Below are 18,648 nucleotides of genomic sequence, written 5' to 3' on the forward strand. Positions count from 1 at the left end.
GGAACGTATGCCCACAACTCGTCGGCAAAGGCACTGCCCCCGCAGGCGTAGCCTCGGGCTATGAACTCGTACGGATCCTTTCCCGGGGCGCGCCCGCGGCGGCTGCGGACGACGCCCGCGCTGCGCCGGATGGTGGCCGAGACGCGGCTGCATCCCGCCGATCTGATCCTGCCCGCGTTCGTGCGGGAGGGCGTCTCCGAGCCGGTGCCGATCTCCGCGATGCCGGGCGTCGTGCAGCACACCCGCGACACGCTCCGCAAGGCCGCCGTGCAGGCGGTCGAGGCCGGAGTCTCCGGGATCATGCTCTTCGGCGTGCCCCTGGACGAGAAGAAGGACGGCGCCGGGACCGCCGGCACGGACCCCGACGGGATCCTGCAGCTGGCCATCCGGGACGTCCGCTCCGAGGTCGGCGACGACCTCGTGATCATGTCCGACCTGTGCCTGGACGAGTACACCGACCACGGCCACTGCGGCGTCCTCGACGCCGAGGGCCGCGTCGACAACGACGCCACGCTGGAACGCTACGCCGAGATGGCCCAGGTCCAGGCCGACGCCGGCGTCCACGTCGTCGGTCCCAGCGGCATGATGGACGGTCAGGTCGGCGTGATCCGCGACGCCCTCGACACCATCGGCAAGGAGGACGTGTCGATCCTCGCGTACACCGCGAAGTACTCCTCCGCCTTCTACGGCCCCTTCCGCGAGGCCGTCGGCTCCTCCCTCAAGGGCGACCGCAAGACCTACCAGCAGGACCCGGCCAACGTCCGCGAGTCGATGCGCGAGCTCGCCCTCGACCTCGAGGAGGGCGCGGACATGGTCATGGTCAAGCCCGCGGGCCCGTACCTCGACATCCTCGCCAAGGTCGCCGACGCCGTGGACGTCCCCGTCGCCGCGTACCAGATCAGCGGCGAGTACGCGATGGTCGAGGCCGCCGCCGAGAAGGGCTGGATCGAGCGCGACAAGGCGATCCTGGAGACCCTCACCGGCATCCGCCGGGCCGGCGCGCAGATGATCCTCACCTACTGGGCCACCGAGGCCGCCCACATGATTCGGAATGCCTAAAACGCCTCAGCGGCGCACTCTGGAGGGGTAGCGCTGGAGGTGGTCCTCATGCAGACACTCGTCGGATGGCATGTCGAGATGGAATTCGTGGAGGAAGGCGACCGGACGCGATGCGCGGCCATGGTGCGGCTCGGGGACGGTACCGAGATGCGCGCCCACGGCACCGCGAACCGTCACCCCTCCGACCCTGAGCAGTTGCGCGTGGGCGAGGAGATCGCCGGGGCCCGGGCGATGATGGACCTCGCGTCGCAGATGCTCCAGAAGGCCCACGCCGAGATCGACCAGATGTCCGGCCGGACGTCTCACCCGATCCGCGGCTGAGCCGCCGGAACAAGCCAGGGCAAGGGAGAACGGGCGAAGGCCCCGGCTCGGATCGCACGATCCGAGCCGGGGCCTTCGCCGTACGCGTCAGAGGCGCTCGGGCGTCCGGATGCCCAGCAGCGCCATGCCCTGGTGCAGCGTCCGGGCGGTGAGGTCGATCAGGAAGAGGCGGTTCTCCCGCTGCTCGTCCGTGTCCGCCTTCAGCACCGGGCACTGGTCGTAGAACGTGGTCAGGTGCGTGGACAGCTGGTACAGGTACGCCGTCAGCTTGTGCGGCGCGTACTCCTCCGCCACCTCCGCCAGCGTCGCGCCGAACTGGTCCAGGTGCAGACCCATGGCCCGCTCGGCCGGGGCCAGCTCCAGCTCCGGGTGGGCGACCGGCTTCGCGTCGCCGGCCTTCCGCAGGATCGACCGGATCCGTGCGTACGCGTACTGCAGGTACACCGAGGTGTCGCCGTTGAGCGAGACCATCTGGTCCAGGTCGAACTTGTAGTCGCGGACCGCCGACGTCGACAGGTCGGCGTACTTCACCGCGCCGATGCCGACGTACCGGCCGTTCTCCACGACCTCCTCGTCGCTGAGGCCGGCCTTCTCCTTCTTCTCCTCGACGACCGCCGTCGCCCGGTCGATCGCCTCGTCCAGCAGGTCCTGCAGCCGGACCGTCTCGCCCTCACGGGTCTTGAACGGCTTGCCGTCCTTGCCGAGGACCGTGCCGAAGGCCAGCTGGTGCGCCTTCACCTCGTCGTTCAGCCAGCCCGCCCGGCGGGCCGTCTCGAAGACCATCTTGAAGTGCAGCGACTGCCGCACGTCCACCACGTACAGCAGCGCGGACGCCTTCAGGTTCTGCACCCGGTCCCGGATCGCCGACAGGTCCGTCGCCGCGTAGCCGAAGCCGCCGTCGGACTTCTGCACGATCAGCGGGACGGGGTTGCCGTCCGGGCCCTTGATGTCGTCGAAGAACACGCACAGCGCGCCCTCGGAGCGGACCGCGACGCCCGACTCCTCGAGGATCCGGCAGGTCTCCTGCAGCATGTCGTTGTAGCCCGACTCGCCGACGATGTCGGGGTCCCGGACGTCCATGCCGAGCTTCTCGAAGACCGAGTAGAAGTAGATCTTCGACTCGTCCACGAACCGCTGCCACAGCGCCAGCGTCTGCTCGTCGCCCGCCTGCAGGTCGACGACCCGCGCCCGCGCCCGGGTCTTGAACTCCTCGTCGGAGTCGAACAGCGCCCGCGACGCCTTGTACAGCCGGTTCAGGTTCGACATGGCCTCCGCGCCGGACGTCTCCGCGTCCGCGCCCCCGGCCTTGTGGTCCAGCTCGTGCGGGTGCTCGATCAGGTACTGGATGAGCATGCCGAACTGGGTGCCCCAGTCGCCGATGTGGTGACGCCGGACCACCGTCTCGCCGGTGAACTCCAGGATCTCTACCATCGCCGCGCCGATCACCGCGGACCGCAGGTGGCCGACGTGCATCTCCTTCGCCACGTTCGGCTGGGCGTAGTCGATCACCGTCGTGCCCGCGGCCTCGTTCAGCGGCACGCCGAGCCGGTCGTCCGCGGCACGCGCCGCGAGCGTCCGCACGATCGCCTCGTCGGTGATCGTGATGTTGAGGAAGCCGGGGCCGGAGACCTCGATCTCCTTCAGCACGTCGTTCGCCGGGATCGCGTCGACGACCTTCGCGGCCAGCTCACGCGGGTTGCCCTTGAGCTGCTTGGCCAGCGCCAGGATGCCGTTGGCCTGGAAGTCCGCCCGGTCGCTTCGTCGCAGCAGCGGGTCAGCGGAACCGGCCTCCGGCAGGGCTGCCGAGAGACCTTCCGCGAGGCGCTGCTGCACGGTCGAAGCGAGGGAAGGGACCGAGGCCATGAGCTTCCGTTCCTGTGAGGGGACTCTGACGGGTGTCTGAAGAGCTATTTCGCTTGTGCAAGTGTCCCATGGGTGGGCAACGTGTTTTCTCCGCCTGTGGACAAAACAGAGCCTGTGGACAACCTCGGAGAGTCTCCGTCCGTCTGGGAGAATGGCTCGTACAGGAGCGCACAGGGCCGCCTGGCTCCGAAGCAATCAAGGGAAGAAGGACGAACCGACCGTGGCTCAGAGCAGCACCGAGACCGACTGGGTCTCCCGTTTCGCGGACGAGGTCATCGCCGAGTCGGAGCGACGTGCGCCTGGCAAACCGGTCGTCGTCGCCTCCGGTCTCTCCCCGTCCGGCCCGATCCACCTGGGCAACCTGCGCGAGGTCATGACCCCGCACCTGGTCGCCGACGAGGTCCGCCGCCGTGGGTACGAGGTCCGGCACCTGATCTCCTGGGACGACTACGACCGCTACCGCAAGGTGCCGAACGGCGTCGAGGGCGTCGACGAGTCGTGGGCCGAGCACATCGGCAAGCCGCTGACCTCCGTCCCCGCCCCGGCCGGCTCCCCGCACCCGAACTGGGCCGCGCACTTCAAGGCCGCCATGGTCGAGTCGCTGGCCGAGCTGGGCGTCGAGTACGACCCGATCAGCCAGACCGAGCAGTACACCTCGGGCGTGTACCGGGAGCAGATCCTGCACGCCGTGCGCCACCGCGGCGACATCGACGCCATCCTCGACCAGTACCGGACGAAGAAGGCGCCGAAGAAGCAGTCGCAGAAGCCGGTCGACGAGGCCGAGCTGGAGGCCGCCGAGGGCTCCGGCGCGGCCGGCGAGGACGACGGCTCCGGCAGCGGCGTGGGCTACTTCCCGTACAAGCCGTACTGCGGGCAGTGCGAGAAGGACCTCACCACGGTCACCTCGTACGACGACGAGACCACCGCGCTCTCCTACACCTGCACCTCCTGCGGCTTCGGCGAGAGCGTGAAGCTCACCGAGTTCAACCGCGGCAAGCTGGTGTGGAAGGTCGACTGGCCGATGCGCTGGGCGTACGAGGGCGTGATCTTCGAGCCCTCCGGCGTCGACCACTCCTCGCCCGGCTCGTCGTTCCAGGTCGGCGGCCAGATCGTCGGCATCTTCGACGGCGTCCAGCCGATCGGCCCGATGTACGCGTTCGTCGGCATCAGCGGCATGGCCAAGATGTCGTCCTCGCGCGGCGGTGTGCCGACCCCGGCCGACGCGCTGAAGATCATGGAGCCGCAGCTGCTGCGCTGGCTCTACGCCCGCCGCCGGCCCAACCAGTCCTTCAAGATCGCCTTCGACCAGGAGATCCAGCGGCTCTACGACGAGTGGGACAAGCTGGAGGCCAAGGTCGCCGACGGCTCGGTGCTCCCCGCCGACGCCGCCGCGTACACCCGGGCCGCCCGCACGGCCGCCGGCGAGCTGCCGCGGACCCCGCGCCCGCTGCCGTACCGCACGCTCGCCTCGGTCATGGACATCACCGCCGGCCACGACGAGCAGACCCTGCGGATCCTCGGCGAGCTCGACCCGGAGAACCCGGTCACCTCCCTCGACGAGGCCCGGCCCCGGCTCGACCGCGCCGAGAACTGGATCACCACCCAGGTCCCGGCCGACCAGCGCACCATCGTCCGCGCCGAGCCCGACGCCGAACTGCTCGGCTCGCTCGACGACGAGGGCCGCGAGTCCCTCCGGCTCCTCCTGGAGGGCCTGGACACCCACTGGTCGCTGGACGGGCTCACCACGCTCGTCTACGGCGTCCCGAAGGTGATGGCCGGCCTCGACCCCGAGGCCAAGCCGACCCCGGAGCTGAAGCTGGCCCAGCGCGCCTTCTTCGCCCTGCTCTACAAGCTCCTCGTCAGCCGCGAGACCGGCCCCCGCCTGCCCACGCTGCTCCTCGCGGTCGGCGCGGACCGGGTGCGCAAGCTGCTCGGCGCGTAGGCGCAGGACCCACGTACGGCGAAGGGCCGCCACCGGTTTCCCGGTGGCGGCCCTTCGCCGTCGTGCCGACGTTCTGCTGTCGTGCCCCGCGCAGGTCAGGGGGTGTTGTACTCCGCCATCTCCTGCTCGATCCGGTGCCGGATCCTCGGGTGCAGCTCACGCAGCATCGACGCGCTCCGCGGGTGCTGGACCCCGTACATGTCGCTCAGCCTTATGTCGAGCTGCTCCACCGTCGGGAAGTCCTGCTGCTCGTCGACGAAGTCCCACATCGCCTTGTACGCGGCCTCCGCGAACTCCTCCATGCCGGGCTCCTCGTACGCCGGCACGGGCTCCTCCTCGCGGGGAGCGGGGATCGCCAGCTCCTCCGGGCCCTGCGGCACCGCGACCGGGGTCGGCTCCAGACCGTCGACGAACTCCGGGTCGTAGCCGCCCTGGTACGCCTCGGGCGGGAGTTGCTGCTGCTGGTTGTAGAACCAGTGGTTCCCGGCGTCGGAATCCCCCTCGGGAGCGGGACCCTGCGGGACGGCCTGCTGGGGGACGGCCTGCTGCGGGACGTCGCCCTGCGGGACCGCCTCCTGCGCCTGGTCCACGGCCTGCTGCCGCACCTGCTGCTGCGGGACCGGGCGGCCCTGCTCCAGCTCCGGCGTCTGCGGAGCCGCAGGTACCGCCGCGGGCACGGCCGCCGGCACCGCGGCCACCGGCTGCGGAGGCAGCAGGACGGGCTCGATGCCCGCCGCCGCCAGCCCGGACGCCGCCGTCTCCGACAGCGGCACGCCCAGATGCGCCAGCCGCAGCGGCATCAGCGCCTCCACCGGTGCCTTGCGCCGCCACGCGCGGCCGTACCGAGCCTGCAGCCGCGCCTGGTAGATCAGCCGGTCCTGCTCCAGCTTGATCACCTGCTCGTACGACCGCAGCTCCCACAGCTTCATCCGCCGCCACAGCCGGAACGTCGGGATCGGCGACAGCAGCCAGCGGGTCAGCCGCACGCCCTCCATGTGCTTGTCCGCCGTGATGTCGGCGATCCGGCCCACCGCGTGCCGGGCCGCCTCCACCGCCACCACGAACAGCACCGGGATGACCGCGTGCATGCCCACGCCCAGCGGGTCCGGCCACGCGGCCGCGCCGTTGAACGCGATCGTCGCCGCCGTCAGCAGCCAGGCGGTCTGCCTCAGCAGCGGGAACGGGATCCGGATCCAGGTCAGCAACAGGTCGAGCGCGAGCAGCACACAGATGCCCGCGTCGATGCCGATCGGGAAGAACCAGGAGAAGGTGCCGAAGCCCTTCTGCAGGGCGAGCTCGCGCACGGCGGCGTACGAACCCGCGAAACCGATGCCGGCGATGATCACCGCACCGGCGACCACGACACCGATGAGTATCCGGTGCGTGCGTGTCAGCTGCATCGCGGCCATCCCGCGATCCCCTCCCGTTCTACGACAACTCGGGGGCACAGCCTGGCACACGCGGGCGGAGTCCGGCCCTCGGGGGAGGGCCGGACTCCGCCTGAACACCTGCCAAACCGCGCGAACAGGGGCTACTCGCCCCGGCGTTCCTCCGCGGTGCGGTCGGCTACTTGTTGGCCGCGGTGATCGCCGCGACCGCGTCCTTGGTCGCCTTCACGGCGCCGTCCATCATCTTCTGGTCGTTCGGCGTCTCGGCGCCCGCGTAGCCGGTGCCGTTGTAGTTCAGGATGACCAGCACGTTGCCGGTGCGGGCGACCGTCGTGGCGTACACGAAGTCCTCGCCCGTCTTGCGCAGCGTGTACGCGACCGTCGTCGTCTGGTCGCCGACGCCCGAGGCCACCGAGTCGCGGACGTTCTTCGCGCCCTCGGTCGCCTTCAGCTTGGCGATCTCCTTGGCCTGGCTCTCCGTGGCGCGCTTCTCGCCGCTGCCCAGGGTGTCCACGGACTCGTAGCGCAGGAAGGCCACGTCCAGCCAGCGGTACTGCGAGCCCTTCAGGCCCTTGTCGACGAGCCCGTTCCAGGAGCAGCCGCCGCGGGCGTCGGTGTCGGTGGACGTGGACGGCGTGCCGGCCTTCGACTTGGCCTTCGGCACCAGCTCGTCGATCGTCTTGACGGTGACCGCCTTGCACGGCTCGGGCAGCTCGGCGTACTTCGCGGGCGCCACGGACGGGGTGGTGTCCTTCGGCGCCTCCTTCGACGTACCGCCGGAGGACTGCGGGGCGCCCTTGTCCGGCGTCTTGCCGTCGGAGTCCGAGGAGCAACCGGCGACGACGAGCATCACCGGGACGGCGGCGCAGGCGAGTATGCGGGTGAGTCGCGGGGCTGATCGGTGCATGGTTCCTTCAGTCGGTTCGCTGACGGGTCTGGCGACACGTTACGCGGCGGGGGAAGCGGGCGGGGCGTCCGTGGGCGGCCGGGCCGCCGGGCCGGGGCCGGCCCGGCGGGACGCTAGTCCTCCAGCCGCTCCGCCAGCTGACGGGCCAGACTCTGTGCCTTGTCCTGCAGTTCCTTGCTGTCGGGCAGCTCGGCGGTCGCCGTGACCTGCTCGGTGTACTCGACGCTCACGATCACGTTGGATGTGCGGAACACCACGCTGATCGTGCGCTGGCGGGAGGCCGAGCCGGCTTCGGTGAGTACATCGTTGAGGAACGCGGCGTGACCGAGGCCCTCCAGGACGCGGGGTTCGAGGCCGGTGCCGGCGGCGGTCCCGGAGGCGGCGCCGGTGCCCGTGCCGCCGGTCGCGGGCGGGGAGCCCGCGGTGCCGGAGGGGGACGCCGGGGCGGTGGGGCTCGCCGTCGTCGTGGGGGCGGGGGTGGTCGCGGTCTGCGGGGGCGCGGGCAGGGCGGCGGCGATCTGCTTGCCGGAGTACACCTGCTGGGCGCGGTCGTCGTCGCTGACGGCGGGGTCGTAGGAGACGACGCGTTCGAGGTCGAGGGTCAGCTGGTGGGAGGAGTCCGGGCCGTCGGCCTTCCAGCTGCAGCCGACCCGGCGGCCGTTGTCGTACGTGACGGCGGGGCGGCCGGCGTAGACCTGCTCGCGCTGTTCGTCGGGGAGCTCGGCGGCGCCGGGGAGCAGGTCCTTGAGGAGGGCCTGGTCGACGGAGCCGCAGGGCTCGAAGAGGGTGCTGTAGCGGCCGGGCGGCACGGAGCGCGGGGCCGCCGCGCCGGCCTTGGCGTCGGCGGCGACGCCGTCGGCGTCGTTCCCCGACGAGCAGCCGGCGAGGCCCGCGCCGAGCGCGGTGACGACGGCGGCGGCGAGGGCGGCCTTGGTGAGCGTGGGGCGGGGGCGGGCGGAGCGCTCCGCGCGACCGGGGTCGTACGCCTTTCGCTGCACGAGCGCAGGCTCCCTTCTCCCGTACTGCCGAAAACTGTTTGCCGCCCTGATGGGGCCGGTGGACACAATGTCTATCGCACGCGCAGCCGTTGATGCCGGTCCGTTGCCACTTGTACGGGCCTTGATGCCGGTTTTTGCGTTATCTGCCATTCCGGGGGAATCGAGGAAGTATGTCGTACGTAGAGGTACCGGGCGCGCAGGTGCCCATCCGCATGTGGACGGACCCGTCCTCGGTGGAGGACGGGGCCATGCGACAGCTCCAGAACGTGGCGACGCTGCCGTGGATCAAGGGCCTCGCGGTCATGCCGGACGTGCATTACGGCAAGGGCGCGACGGTCGGCTCGGTGATCGCGATGCAGGGTGCGGTCTGCCCGGCGGCGGTCGGGGTGGACATCGGCTGCGGCATGTCCGCGGTCCGGACGTCGCTCACGGCCAACGACCTCCCGGGCGATCTGTCCCGGCTCCGCTCCAAGATCGAGCAGGCGATCCCGGTGGGCCGGGGGATGCACCGGGAGATGGTGGATCCGGGGCGGATGCACGGGTTCTCGACGTCGGGGTGGGACGACCTCTGGTCGCGGTTCGAGGGGCTCTCGGAAGCGGTCAAGTTCCGCCATGAGCGGGCCGAGAAGCAGATGGGAACCCTTGGATCCGGCAACCACTTCGTCGAGTTCTGTCTCGACGAGACGGGCGCGGTCTGGCTGATGCTGCACTCGGGCTCCCGGAACATCGGCAAGGAGCTCGCCGAGTACCACATCGGCCAGGCGCAGAAGCTGCCGCACAACCAGGGGCTGATCGACCGCGACCTGGCGGTGTTCGTCGCGGACACCCCGCAGATGGCGTCGTACCGGAACGACCTCTTCTGGGCGCAGGAGTACGCGAAGTACAACCGCGCGATCATGATGGCGCTGTTCCAGGACGTGATCCGCCGGGAGTTCAAGAAGGCGAAGGTGAGCTTCGACCCGGTGATCTCCTGCCACCACAACTACGTGGCGGAGGAGCGGTACGAGGGCATGGACCTGCTGGTCACCCGCAAGGGCGCGATCCGCGCGGGCTCCGGCGAGTACGGGATCATCCCGGGCTCGATGGGCACCGGCTCGTACATCGTGAAGGGCCTCGGCAACGAGTCGGCGTTCAACTCGGCCTCCCACGGCGCGGGCCGGCGCATGAGCCGCAGCGCGGCGAAGCGCCGCTTCTCGACGAAGGACCTGGAGGACCAGACGCGGGGCGTGGAGTGCCGCAAGGACTCCGGCGTGGTCGACGAGATCCCGGGCGCCTACAAGCCGATCGAGAAGGTCATCGACCAGCAGCGCGACCTCGTCGCGGTCGTCGCCAAGCTGAAGCAGGTCATCTGCGTGAAGGGCTGACACCGGCCCGAGCGCCGGTGCGCGGGGACCGCCCCTGGTGGGGCGGTCCTTCGTCGTCTCCGGGCGCGGCCGCGGTCAGAGGTCGCGGTGGATCTTGGTGTTGGAGGCCTGGGCCCGGGGGCGGACCACCAGAAGGTCGATGTTGACGTGCGGCGGGCGGGTGACCGTCCAGGTGATGGTGTCGGCCACGTCGTCGGCGGTCAGCGGGGCGGACACGCCGGCGTAGACCTTGGCGGCCTTGTCCGTGTCGCCGCGGAAGCGGGTGGTGGCGAACTCGTCGGTCTTCACCATGCCGGGGGCGATCTCGATGACGCGGACCGGGGTGCCGACGATCTCCAGGCGGAGCGTCTCGGCGAGGACGTGCTCGCCGTGCTTGGCGGCCACGTAGCCCGCGCCGCCCTCGTACGTGCCGTGACCGGCGGTGGAGGAGACGACGACCACCGTGCCGTCGCCGCTCGCGGTGAGCGCGGGGAGCAGCGCCTGGGTGATGTTGAGGGTGCCGATGACGTTGGTCTCGTACATCTGGCGCCAGTCCGCCGGGTCGCCGGTGGCGACCGGGTCGGCGCCGAGCGCGCCGCCGGCGTTGTTGACCAGGACCGCGAGGCTGCGGAAGGCGGTGGCGAACTCGTCGACCGCCGCGCGGTCGGTGACGTCGAGGGCGTAGGCCGTGGCCTGGTGGCCGGCGTCGACGAGCTCTTCGGCCAGGGCCTCGATGCGGTCCTTGCGGCGGGCGGTGAGGACCACGCGGTAGCCGGCCTCGGCGAGCCGGCGGGCGGTGGCGGCACCGATGCCGCTGCTCGCTCCGGTGACGACGGCGATCCGGTTGCCGGGGGCGGTCATGCGGGCTCCTCGTACGTGGGGGCGATGCCCGCTCAGGATAGACGCGCCGGACCGGCGAGTAATCAGAATATATGGGTCGTCATCGGTATCTTCTGGGCATGAGCTTGTTGCGCAAGGGGCTGTTGGTCGTCATCGCGGCGTTCTCCGTGCTCGGCGCGGGGAGTGGTGCCGTCGCCGTCGCGCCCGAGGCCGATGTGGCCCATCACGGGCACGTGTCGCTCTGGCAGGGGCGAGTCGGGGTCTGGCTGATGAGCGAGAACCACGGTCCTTCCTCTCTGCCGGGGGCGACGGTCCGGCTCGAGTTCTCGGCGCCGCTCGCAACGGGCCAGGTCCTGCCGGCCGCCTGTCTGTGGGGCGGCGACCGGGTCGTGTTCTGCGGCACCGGTGCGCTGCGGGCCGCGGGCACGGCCCATCAGCTGGACCTGGAGCTGCGGACGGCCGGTGAGCCGGAGGAGCTGACGGTCACCGTGGACACCGTCTGGAACGGCGGCGCCACCGACCGGAACCCGGGCAATCACCGGCACGACGTGCTCGTGCCGGCGACCGGGGACCCGTACGTCTTCTAGCCCTCCCAGTACACGTAGCCGTCGGGGCGGACCAGCATCGTCGTGCGGCGCGACGGGTCGGCCCAGGTGGCCTTGGCGAGCCGGCCGGGGGCCTGCGGTATCGACGCCGCGGCGGCGTCCGCCGCCTGCGGGGTGACCAGGACGAAGTCGCCGTCGCGCAGGAGCTCGTAGAGCCGGCCGCGGTCGAGCGCCGCGTCGGGGGCCCGCCCGCCGCCGGAGTGCCGGGCCGCGGCGCTGTCGGCGGCGTAGGCGATACCGATGCCGCTGAGCTGGCCCATGGCCTTGTCCTGGGCGGGGTGGACGGCGTTGAGCACGCCGGTCGCCAGGGCGCGGACGGCCCGCTTCGGGATCGTGTGGGCCATGGCCAGGCGGACGATGGTCCCGCTGCTGCGCAGCACCGTCTTGCCGACGGGGTGGCGCTCGCCCTGGTAGCTGTCGAGGAGCGCCTCGGGGTCGGGGGCGTCGCCGCGGAGGACGGAGACGAGCTTCCAGGAGAGGTTGGCCGCGTCCTGCAGGCCGGTGTTCATGCCCTGGCCGCCGGCCGGGGAATGGACGTGGGCGGCGTCGCCGGCGAGGAAGACCCGGCCGGCCCGGTACGCGGGGGCCTGACGCTCGTCGCTGTGGAAGCGGGAGATCCAGCGGGCGTCGTGCATGCCGTAGTCCGTGCCGAGCGCCTGCCGGGCGATCTCGCGGACCTCGTCGAGGTCGACGGGCTCGCTGTCGGGTACCTGGCGGTTGCGGTTCCAGCCCATCACCCGGTACCAGCCGTCGCCGAACGGGGCGATGAAGGCGAAGGAGTCCTCCGCGCCGTTGACGGTCAGCAGGCCCTCCGGCTCCTCGGTGAGCCGCACGTCGGCGAGCACGATGGAGCGGATGACGGAGACGCCGGGGAAGGGGAGTCCGAGCGCGCCCCGGACGCCGCTGCGGTGGCCGTCCGCGCCGACCAGGTACCGGGCGGTGAGCGCGATCTCCTTGCCGTCCGGGTCGGTGAGCTCGGCGGTGACGGTGTCGCCGTCCTGGCGCAGTCCGCGCAGTTCGGTGGAGTGCCGGAACTCCACGCCGGCGGCCAGGGCGCGACGCTCCAGGAGGCGTTCGACCTGGTACTGCGGGGTGATCAGGAGGAACGGGTAGCGGCTGGCGAGCCGGCCGAGGTCGAGGGAGAGGCGGCGGAAGAGCCGCAGGCCGGTGAGCTTCATGCCGGTCTCGACGAGCTCGTCGGCGAGGCCTCTGGCGTCGAGGAGCTCGAGGGTGCGGGCGTGGACGCCGAACGCGCGGGTCATGTTGCTGATGCCGTGCGGGCGGCGCTCGACGAGGGTGACCCCCTGTCCGGCGGCGGCGAGGTCGCCGGCGAGCAGGAGGCCGGTGGGACCCGAACCCACGACCAGGACGTCCGTGTCGGTCTTCGTGTGCTGCACGACTGCCTCCCCGGTGTGCGGCCGGCGGTGGCCGGCTCGCGCTGGTGGTTTGCCAACATCTGTTGGTCAACGCTTGTTGGCAATCATGGCGCGCCTCGGCTGGCATGTCAACACCTGTTGGCCTACAGTCGTTGGCATGATGACCGCACCACGTCGCTCCGACGCCACCCGCGCCGCGATCCTGGACGCCGCCCGCGAGCGCTTCGCCGCCGACGGCTACGAACGCGCCACCATCCGGGCCATCGCCCGCGACGCCGGGATCGACCCGTCGATGGTCATGCGCTACTACGGCAACAAAGAGGGGCTGTTCGCCGCCGCCTCCGAGTTCGACCTGCGGCTGCCCGAGGTCGGCGCGCTGCCCTCGCGGCACATCGGGGCCGTGCTCGTCACCCACTTCCTCGACCGCTGGGAGCAGGACGAGGTGCTCACCGCGCTGCTGCGCGTCGGCGTCACCAACGAGGCCGGCGCGGAGCGGATGCGGACGATCTTCAAGGAGCAGCTGGGGCCGATCGCGGCCGGCGTCTGCCCCGACCCGGCCGAGGCCGCCGACCGCGCGGCGCTCGTCGCCTCCCAGATCCTGGGCATGGCGCTCGCCCGCTACGTGCTGCGGCTGCCGCGCGCGGTGGACATGTCCCGGGAGGAGGTCGTGGCCTGGCTGGGGCCGACCGTGCAGCGGTATCTGACGGAGCCGTCGGCGGGGTGACGGCTGTGGGGTGAGGGTGGGGCGATGCCGGGGCGGTGGGGTGACGTCGCGGGGGGTGTGCCGGGGCGCGGCGGTCGCGTTGTGCGCGCGGCGCCTGCGTCGTGGCCGCGGGGCGCTGCGGTGCCTTACGCCGCGGCGCCGCCGAACTCGCGCATCGCCTCCGAGACGATCGCGTCCAGTCGGGCGTGGTGGGCGCCCCGCCAGTACACCCGCTCGCACGCGGTGCACTGGGCGAACACGTCGTACGTGCGCTCCGTGCCCTGCTCCAGCTGCTCCCGCACCGAGTCCTTGTCGGCCTCGGTCAGCACCCCGTTGCACGCGGTGCAGCGGGACCACGGCGCCAGCGGCGGCGCGAACCGCTCCAGGACGTCGCGCAGTTGCTCGTCCGGCCGGTCGCTGTAGATGTACGCGCCCGCCCACAGCTCGCGCCGGCGCAGCAGCCCGCGGTCCCGGGACAGCATCACCCGCTGCTCCTTCGCGGACAGCGCGGCCAGCGCCGGGTCGCCCAAGTCCTCGCTCTCGTACGCCGCGTCCACGCCGAGCAGCCGCAACCGCCGTGCCAGCGTGCCCAGATGAACGTCCAGGAGGAACCGCAGCGGCGCGCCCGGTACCTGCTGCGGGCGGATCACACCCTCCACCTCGACGTGCTCGCCGGCGGTCGGGATGTGGGAGACGCCGACCGGACGGCCGTCCACCAGCAGCCGCCCCGCCTCGGTGAGCGGCACGCCCAGCGACTCGACGACATGGCCGAGCGTGGACACGCCGTCCGTGGCCACGGACGTACGGCCCGAGCGGCGCTCGGCGCCGACGAACAGGCGCAGGGCGGGGGCGAAGCTGACGAAGATCTCCGGTCCGTTCACGGGGACAGGATGTCACCGGGGCGGCGCGGGCGGCCAGGGAATTCGGCGCCCCCTCAGGGCGTGCGGGCGTAGGCCGTGGGCGGCACCCCGACCGTCGCCGTGAAGTCCCGTACGAGGTGGGCCTGGTCGCTGTACCCGAGCTCCGCGGCCAGCGCGGCCCAGTCCGGTCCGTCGGTGCGGTCCGCCTCCGCGCGTTCCAGGGCCTCGTGGATGCGGTAGCGGAGGACCACCCACTTCGGGCCGACGCCGACGTACCCGGCGAACAGGCGCTGCAGCGAGCGGACGGACAGGCCGGAGCGGTCGGCCAGTTCCGACACCCGGCGGACCGGGCGGCCGCCGCCGCCCGTGCGGATCAGGTCGACCAGGTCCATCGCCTTGTCCGCCGCCGGGTCCGGGCGGGGGGTGCGGGCCAGGAGGAAGGCGTCCAGGGCGGCGACCCGTTCGGCGTCCGTCGGGGGGTCCAGAACGGTCGTCGCGGTCGCCGGGGCCGTGGCGGGGAACGCCTCCGTCAGCTCCGCCCGCCGGCCCGTCCAGGCCGAGACCGGCTGCTCCGGGGCGAACGGGCGGAAGCCGCCCGGCCGGAACTGGATGCCGCAGACCCGGCCCGCACCCGTCAGCTTCCGTTCGAACAGCTCCAGGCCGATGCCGGAGACCTCCGCCGCGGTGATGTCGCCGTCCCGCTGGAAGACCACGTTCACGGAGGGGTGTGGGACGACGTGCGACACATACGGTTCGTCCAGCTCCCAGTCGATGAGCCAGTAGTGCTCCACGTACCGGCGGAGCTCCGGCGCGGCCGGGTCGTGCCGGCGGAACCGCACACGGCGGAACAGCTCCTCGGCGTCGACGATCCCCCGGGTGTCCTTGCGCGGCATGCGCCGATGCTAAGTGGCGTGGGCAGGTCGTGGGTGGGGCGTGGGTCGGTGCTGGGCGCCGGTGTCGCGTTTGTTCAAGACCCCGGGTGGGAGCGCGTTTAACTTCGGGTGCATGACTGAGAGCGCGAATCGGATCAGTGACCTCCTCGACGTCGCCGCGGCGCGCGCCGTACCCGTGCTGCGCGGGATCGCCGGCGACGAGCAGCTCCTCACAGTGCGGACGCCGTGCGCCGAGTACGACGTACGGGCGCTGGTGAACCACCTGTTCCAGGTGGTCGTGCAGTTCCAGGCGCTGGCCGCCAAGCGCGACGCGGACTTCTCCGCCGAGCCCGACTACGTCGGCGAGGGCGCCGACTGGGCGGACCGCTTCGAGGCCGAGACCCGCAGGCTCGTCGCGGCCTGGGGCGCGCCCGGCGCGGAGGAGGGTACGTCCGGCGCGATGGGGCTCCCGGCGCGGACCGTCGGGGCGATGGCGCTGCTCGACCTCACCGTGCATGCCTGGGACCTGGCGCGGGCCACCGGGATGGCGTTCGAGCCCGCGCCCGAGGCGGTGGAGGGGCTGGTGCCGGTGGTCGAGAAGCTCGCGCCCATGGCGCGGGAGATGAAGGTGTTCGGGGAGGCCGTCGAGGTGGGGGAGAGCGCCACGGACTTCGAGCGGATGCTGGCGATGACGGGGCGGCTGCCGTAGCGCCGGGTGGCTGGTGCTTGGCGCCTTGTGCCGCGCGCTGCACGTTGTGCCGGAGCTTCGCCTTGTGTGCCTGGCGTTTCGCTTTGTGCCTTGTGCCTAGTGCTTCGCCTTGTGTGTCAGGTGGGCCACCACGTTGTCGAACGCCTCCTCCTCCGCGGGGGTCAGGGCGACCGACTCCTGGGGGTGCCAGATCCGGTCCAGGGGGTGGGGGGTCTTTTCGCGGCGTCGGCGGGCTGCGGCTGTGGCGGTGACTGCCGCCGCGGCTGCCGCGACCGCTGCGGCCAGCAGGGCCAGTGCGGCGAGTCTGGTGCGGGTGGGCGTGTGGGGGGTGGGGGCGTGGGGGCCTGGGGTGGTCATGGCGGCCTCCGGGAATCTGTGGATCCTCCCTGTTTGGTCAGTTAATACCCGCAAGGGTGTCGTGCGGTAGGGGGTACCGGTCTGTTCGGTGCCCTCTTGTGCGCGTCGTAGCGCCGTCTCAAGGTGGCCGGTAGCGGATTTCCGGCCGGGAGGGAGAGCGGCGGCATGGGTGCGGACGCGAGTGGGTGGGAGTTCATCGACGACCGGGGCGCGGTCTTACGGCTCGCCCGGCGGCCGCGGCGGGTTGCGGCCTATGTACGGGCCGGGGCGGCGCTGCTCGACCTCGGGGTCGTGCCGGTCGCGGTGTACGGCTCCGGGCACGACGACGCGGGGCTCGACCCCGTCAAGGCGGGCGGGCTGGCGGAGGCGGGGGTGCCGTACCTCGGTCCTGGCCGGCTGCTGACGGGCGGGGCGGGCGGGGCGCTCGGGGCGGTGCGGGCCGATCTCGTGGTGGACGTGACGTACGACGGGAAGTCCGCGTACGCGATCGACGAGGCGGTCGTGGACGGGCTCGGCGTGCCGCTGGTGGCGTTGTCGGTGGGGAGCGAGGTGGCGCTGCCGCGGATTCTTGAGCGGTTCGCGGGGGTGGCGGAGACGTTGCGGGACGGGGCGGGGGCGTCTGCGCGTGCCGGTGGTTCGGTGGGTGCCGGTGGTGCGGAGCTCGGTGCCGCGGATGTCGGTGCTGCGGAGGATGCGGTGCGGACGGTTGCGGGTGGGGCCGCTGTTGTCGCGTTGTCGCCTGCCGGGGGCGAGCAGGTGCATGTGGCGCGGCCGCAGGCCTGGCCGGAGCTCGCGCGGCTGCGGGAGCTCGGGGTACGTCTCGTCGAGCCGGGGCCGGGGGTGGGGACCGGGTGGCTCACGACGGACTGGGAGAGCGCGGCGCTGCTCGGGGCGGATGTGGTGCTGGTCGACAGTCGGGCGAATGCGGTGCGGGTGGGGGAGGGGTGGGAGGGGTGTCCTGCGGTGTGGCGGGAGGCGGTGCGGTCCGCTCGGGTCGTGGCGTGGAATCCGGAGACGCCGCCTAGTGCGGGGGCCTTTGCGGGGTTCTTCCGGGAGGTTGCTGCGGCGCTCGCGTGACGGGGGCGGCCCGTCGCTTGCGCGGTGCCATGCCGTGACGTCCGTCGTGTGTGGCGTGGGGGACGTTCCGGGGGTCGCATTCGGGACTGCATGATTTACGGCGCGTGCGGGTTGCTCGTGTTCCGGGCGTTTCTTGTGCGCCACAAATCACGCTTTACGTCCCGAATGCGACCCCCTCCACGTCCCCCACTCCCGTCCGTGGGCGAGTGCGGCGCCGTCCGCCCCTCTGCTCGTCGTCGGGTGCGGGCCGTGCTCGACGGGGCTTACTTTCGGGACTCTGCTCGTTGCCTTCGGGTGCGGAGGGAGGCGGCGAAGTCCTCTGCTCTTGCCAGGCCCGCTCGCAGTTCGTCCATGCGGGCCTCCGCCGCCCTCTCGTAGCGGCGGACCCGGGCGATGAGGCGGGAGCGTTCCGGGGCGGGGAAGTCCGGGTCCTCCTCCGAGGCCTCCAGGCGGTCCACCGCGTTCAGCAGGTCGCGGGTCTCGTCGAGGCTGAAGCCCAGCGGCTTCATCCTGCGGATGACCATGAGGCGGGCCACGTCCGCGTCCGTGTAGAGCGGGAAGCCGCCCTGCGAGCAGGCGGACGGGACGACCAGGCCGGCGTCCTCGTAGGAGCGGATGGTGCGCAGCGGCAGCTCCGTCCGCGCGGCCACCTCGCCGATCTGCAGGTGTTCCACGGGGCTTGTCCTCTCCGTCGGATCACCGGGTAGCTTAGGGGATTTTGTCCCAATTTCCGGTGATATTCGGAGGGTGTTCTCTTATGGCCAGACCAGGCAGTACGGCTGGTGGCCCGCCTCGTGGAGTCGTACGGAGAAGTCCTGCCACTCGTGGAGCAGCTGGTACACGTTGAACGCGTCGCGCGGGCCGCCGCGGTCCGGGACCGTGGACCAGATGAACGCCGCCGCGCCGACCGACTCCTCGCCGATGCCCCGCAGCGGGTCGACCACGGTCGTGGGCAGCTTCACCACGGCGTAGTCGGGGTGCAGGACCACCAGCTCCAGCGGCGGGACCTTGTGCAGGGGCATGCCCTGGATGCCCGTCAGCACCATCGCGGCTATGGTCTCCGGCTTGATCTTGGTGAACATGCCGCCCATGCCGAGCTCGTCCCCGCCCAGTTCCTCGGGGCGCATCGAGATCGGGACGCGGGCTGCCGTCGCCCCGTCGGGCGCGCCGAAGTACTTGTACGTCACCCCCAAGCGGCCGCTCCTGTTCGCCGTCGGCTCGTCCGTCTTCCGTCGGCGCCGGTGTCTCCCCTGACGGGCAGGCTCCGGACCCAGGTCGTCCGTCCCCTCGCCCAGTCCGCCACCGCGATGCATATCTCCACCCGACTGCCTGTTACAGGCGACACGACCCCGCCGCGCAACCCGATCATCGTGCCAGTGACCTCCCCCACCCGCGTGCGGTGAAACACCTGTTCCGCAAGAACGTCCG

19 protein-coding genes are annotated in these 18,648 nt (G+C 71.6%); 8 read left to right on the top strand and 11 right to left on the bottom strand.

Going from position 1 to position 18,648, the window contains the following annotated elements:
- Nucleotides 1–60: 60 nt before the first annotated feature.
- A complete protein-coding gene (gene hemB / locus ABZO31_RS18845) occupies nt 61–1,059 on the top strand; it encodes a porphobilinogen synthase (RefSeq protein WP_406862398.1) in 999 nt (332 codons plus the stop codon).
- A 48-nt stretch (nt 1,060–1,107) separates the two neighbouring features.
- On the top strand, nt 1,108–1,380 hold the full coding sequence (locus ABZO31_RS18850) for a DUF1876 domain-containing protein (RefSeq protein WP_406862399.1): 273 nt from the start codon (nt 1,108–1,110) through the stop codon (nt 1,378–1,380).
- A gap of 87 nt (nt 1,381–1,467) precedes the next feature.
- Here the strand turns inward: ABZO31_RS18850 and argS are convergent, their stop codons facing one another.
- Nucleotides 1,468–3,243: an arginine--tRNA ligase gene (gene argS / locus ABZO31_RS18855; protein ID WP_406862400.1), complete on the bottom strand. Its 1,776-nt coding sequence runs from the start codon at nt 3,241–3,243 to the stop codon at nt 1,468–1,470.
- Between the two features lie 220 nt (nt 3,244–3,463).
- On the opposite strand from argS, the gene lysS reads away from it, so the two are divergent.
- Complete coding sequence (gene lysS / locus ABZO31_RS18860) at nt 3,464–5,185, top strand: lysine--tRNA ligase (protein WP_406862401.1); 1,722 nt, start codon at nt 3,464–3,466, stop codon at nt 5,183–5,185.
- A 95-nt stretch (nt 5,186–5,280) separates the two neighbouring features.
- Here the strand turns inward: lysS and ABZO31_RS18865 are convergent, their stop codons facing one another.
- From ABZO31_RS18865 to ABZO31_RS18875, 3 genes are all read right to left on the bottom strand, one after another.
- A complete protein-coding gene (locus ABZO31_RS18865) occupies nt 5,281–6,594 on the bottom strand; it encodes a DUF2637 domain-containing protein (RefSeq protein ID WP_406862402.1) in 1,314 nt (437 codons plus the stop codon).
- 157 nt (nt 6,595–6,751) lie between these two features.
- The gene (locus ABZO31_RS18870) at nt 6,752–7,480 is read right to left on the bottom strand and encodes a DUF3558 family protein (protein WP_406862403.1); all 729 of its coding nucleotides are present in this window, start codon (nt 7,478–7,480) and stop codon (nt 6,752–6,754) included.
- Nucleotides 7,481–7,593: 113 nt separating this feature from the next.
- Nucleotides 7,594–8,478, bottom strand: coding sequence for a DUF3558 domain-containing protein (locus ABZO31_RS18875; RefSeq protein ID WP_406862404.1), 885 nt, complete (start codon nt 8,476–8,478; stop codon nt 7,594–7,596).
- A gap of 170 nt (nt 8,479–8,648) precedes the next feature.
- On the opposite strand from ABZO31_RS18875, the gene ABZO31_RS18880 reads away from it, so the two are divergent.
- Nucleotides 8,649–9,842 carry an RtcB family protein gene (locus tag ABZO31_RS18880; RefSeq protein WP_406862405.1) on the top strand — a complete coding sequence of 398 codons (1,194 nt, stop codon included), beginning with the start codon at nt 8,649–8,651 and terminating at the stop codon, nt 9,840–9,842.
- 75 nt (nt 9,843–9,917) lie between these two features.
- On the opposite strand, the gene ABZO31_RS18885 is transcribed toward ABZO31_RS18880, so the two are convergent.
- Nucleotides 9,918–10,682: an SDR family NAD(P)-dependent oxidoreductase gene (locus tag ABZO31_RS18885; protein WP_406862406.1), complete on the bottom strand. Its 765-nt coding sequence runs from the start codon at nt 10,680–10,682 to the stop codon at nt 9,918–9,920.
- Between the two features lie 98 nt (nt 10,683–10,780).
- On the opposite strand from ABZO31_RS18885, the gene ABZO31_RS18890 reads away from it, so the two are divergent.
- Nucleotides 10,781–11,248 carry a hypothetical protein gene (locus ABZO31_RS18890; RefSeq protein ID WP_406862407.1) on the top strand — a complete coding sequence of 156 codons (468 nt, stop codon included), beginning with the start codon at nt 10,781–10,783 and terminating at the stop codon, nt 11,246–11,248.
- Here the strand turns inward: ABZO31_RS18890 and ABZO31_RS18895 are convergent.
- A complete protein-coding gene (locus ABZO31_RS18895) occupies nt 11,245–12,663 on the bottom strand; it encodes an FAD-dependent monooxygenase (protein ID WP_406862408.1) in 1,419 nt (472 codons plus the stop codon). The genes ABZO31_RS18890 and ABZO31_RS18895 overlap by 4 nt on opposite strands.
- Nucleotides 12,664–12,802: 139 nt before the next feature.
- On the opposite strand from ABZO31_RS18895, the gene ABZO31_RS18900 reads away from it, so the two are divergent.
- Nucleotides 12,803–13,366, top strand: a complete 564-nt coding sequence (locus tag ABZO31_RS18900) for a TetR/AcrR family transcriptional regulator (RefSeq protein WP_406865401.1) — start codon at nt 12,803–12,805, stop codon at nt 13,364–13,366.
- A 125-nt stretch (nt 13,367–13,491) separates the two neighbouring features.
- Here ABZO31_RS18900 and ABZO31_RS18905 read toward each other — a convergent pair whose 3' ends face one another.
- Both ABZO31_RS18905 and ABZO31_RS18910 read right to left on the bottom strand, forming a co-directional pair.
- On the bottom strand, nt 13,492–14,226 hold the full coding sequence (locus ABZO31_RS18905) for a Mut7-C RNAse domain-containing protein (protein ID WP_406862409.1): 735 nt from the start codon (nt 14,224–14,226) through the stop codon (nt 13,492–13,494).
- Nucleotides 14,227–14,279: 53 nt separating this feature from the next.
- Nucleotides 14,280–15,098 (bottom strand): DUF6597 domain-containing transcriptional factor, encoded by an 819-nt coding sequence (locus ABZO31_RS18910; RefSeq protein WP_406862410.1) that lies wholly within the window; start codon nt 15,096–15,098, stop codon nt 14,280–14,282.
- Nucleotides 15,099–15,210: 112 nt separating this feature from the next.
- Here ABZO31_RS18910 and ABZO31_RS18915 point away from each other — a divergent pair, with 112 nt between their 5' ends.
- Nucleotides 15,211–15,786 (top strand): TIGR03086 family metal-binding protein, encoded by a 576-nt coding sequence (locus ABZO31_RS18915; RefSeq protein WP_406862411.1) that lies wholly within the window; start codon nt 15,211–15,213, stop codon nt 15,784–15,786.
- Between the two features lie 96 nt (nt 15,787–15,882).
- Here ABZO31_RS18915 and ABZO31_RS18920 read toward each other — a convergent pair whose 3' ends face one another.
- Complete coding sequence (locus ABZO31_RS18920; RefSeq protein WP_406862412.1) at nt 15,883–16,143, bottom strand: hypothetical protein; 261 nt, start codon at nt 16,141–16,143, stop codon at nt 15,883–15,885.
- A gap of 165 nt (nt 16,144–16,308) precedes the next feature.
- On the opposite strand from ABZO31_RS18920, the gene ABZO31_RS18925 reads away from it, so the two are divergent.
- Complete coding sequence (locus tag ABZO31_RS18925; protein WP_406862413.1) at nt 16,309–17,220, top strand: ABC transporter substrate-binding protein; 912 nt, start codon at nt 16,309–16,311, stop codon at nt 17,218–17,220.
- A 263-nt stretch (nt 17,221–17,483) separates the two neighbouring features.
- On the opposite strand, the gene ABZO31_RS18930 is transcribed toward ABZO31_RS18925, so the two are convergent.
- Nucleotides 17,484–17,885, bottom strand: a complete 402-nt coding sequence (locus ABZO31_RS18930) for a MerR family transcriptional regulator (protein WP_406865402.1) — start codon at nt 17,883–17,885, stop codon at nt 17,484–17,486.
- A 90-nt stretch (nt 17,886–17,975) separates the two neighbouring features.
- Entirely contained in the window at nt 17,976–18,533 is a 558-nt protein-coding gene (locus ABZO31_RS18935) for a hypothetical protein (RefSeq protein ID WP_406862414.1), read from the bottom strand.
- Between the last annotated feature and the right edge of the window lie 115 nt (nt 18,534–18,648).

Source organism: Streptomyces solicamelliae, assembly GCF_045348655.1.
GTDB lineage: Bacteria > Actinomycetota > Actinomycetes > Streptomycetales > Streptomycetaceae > Streptomyces > Streptomyces solicamelliae.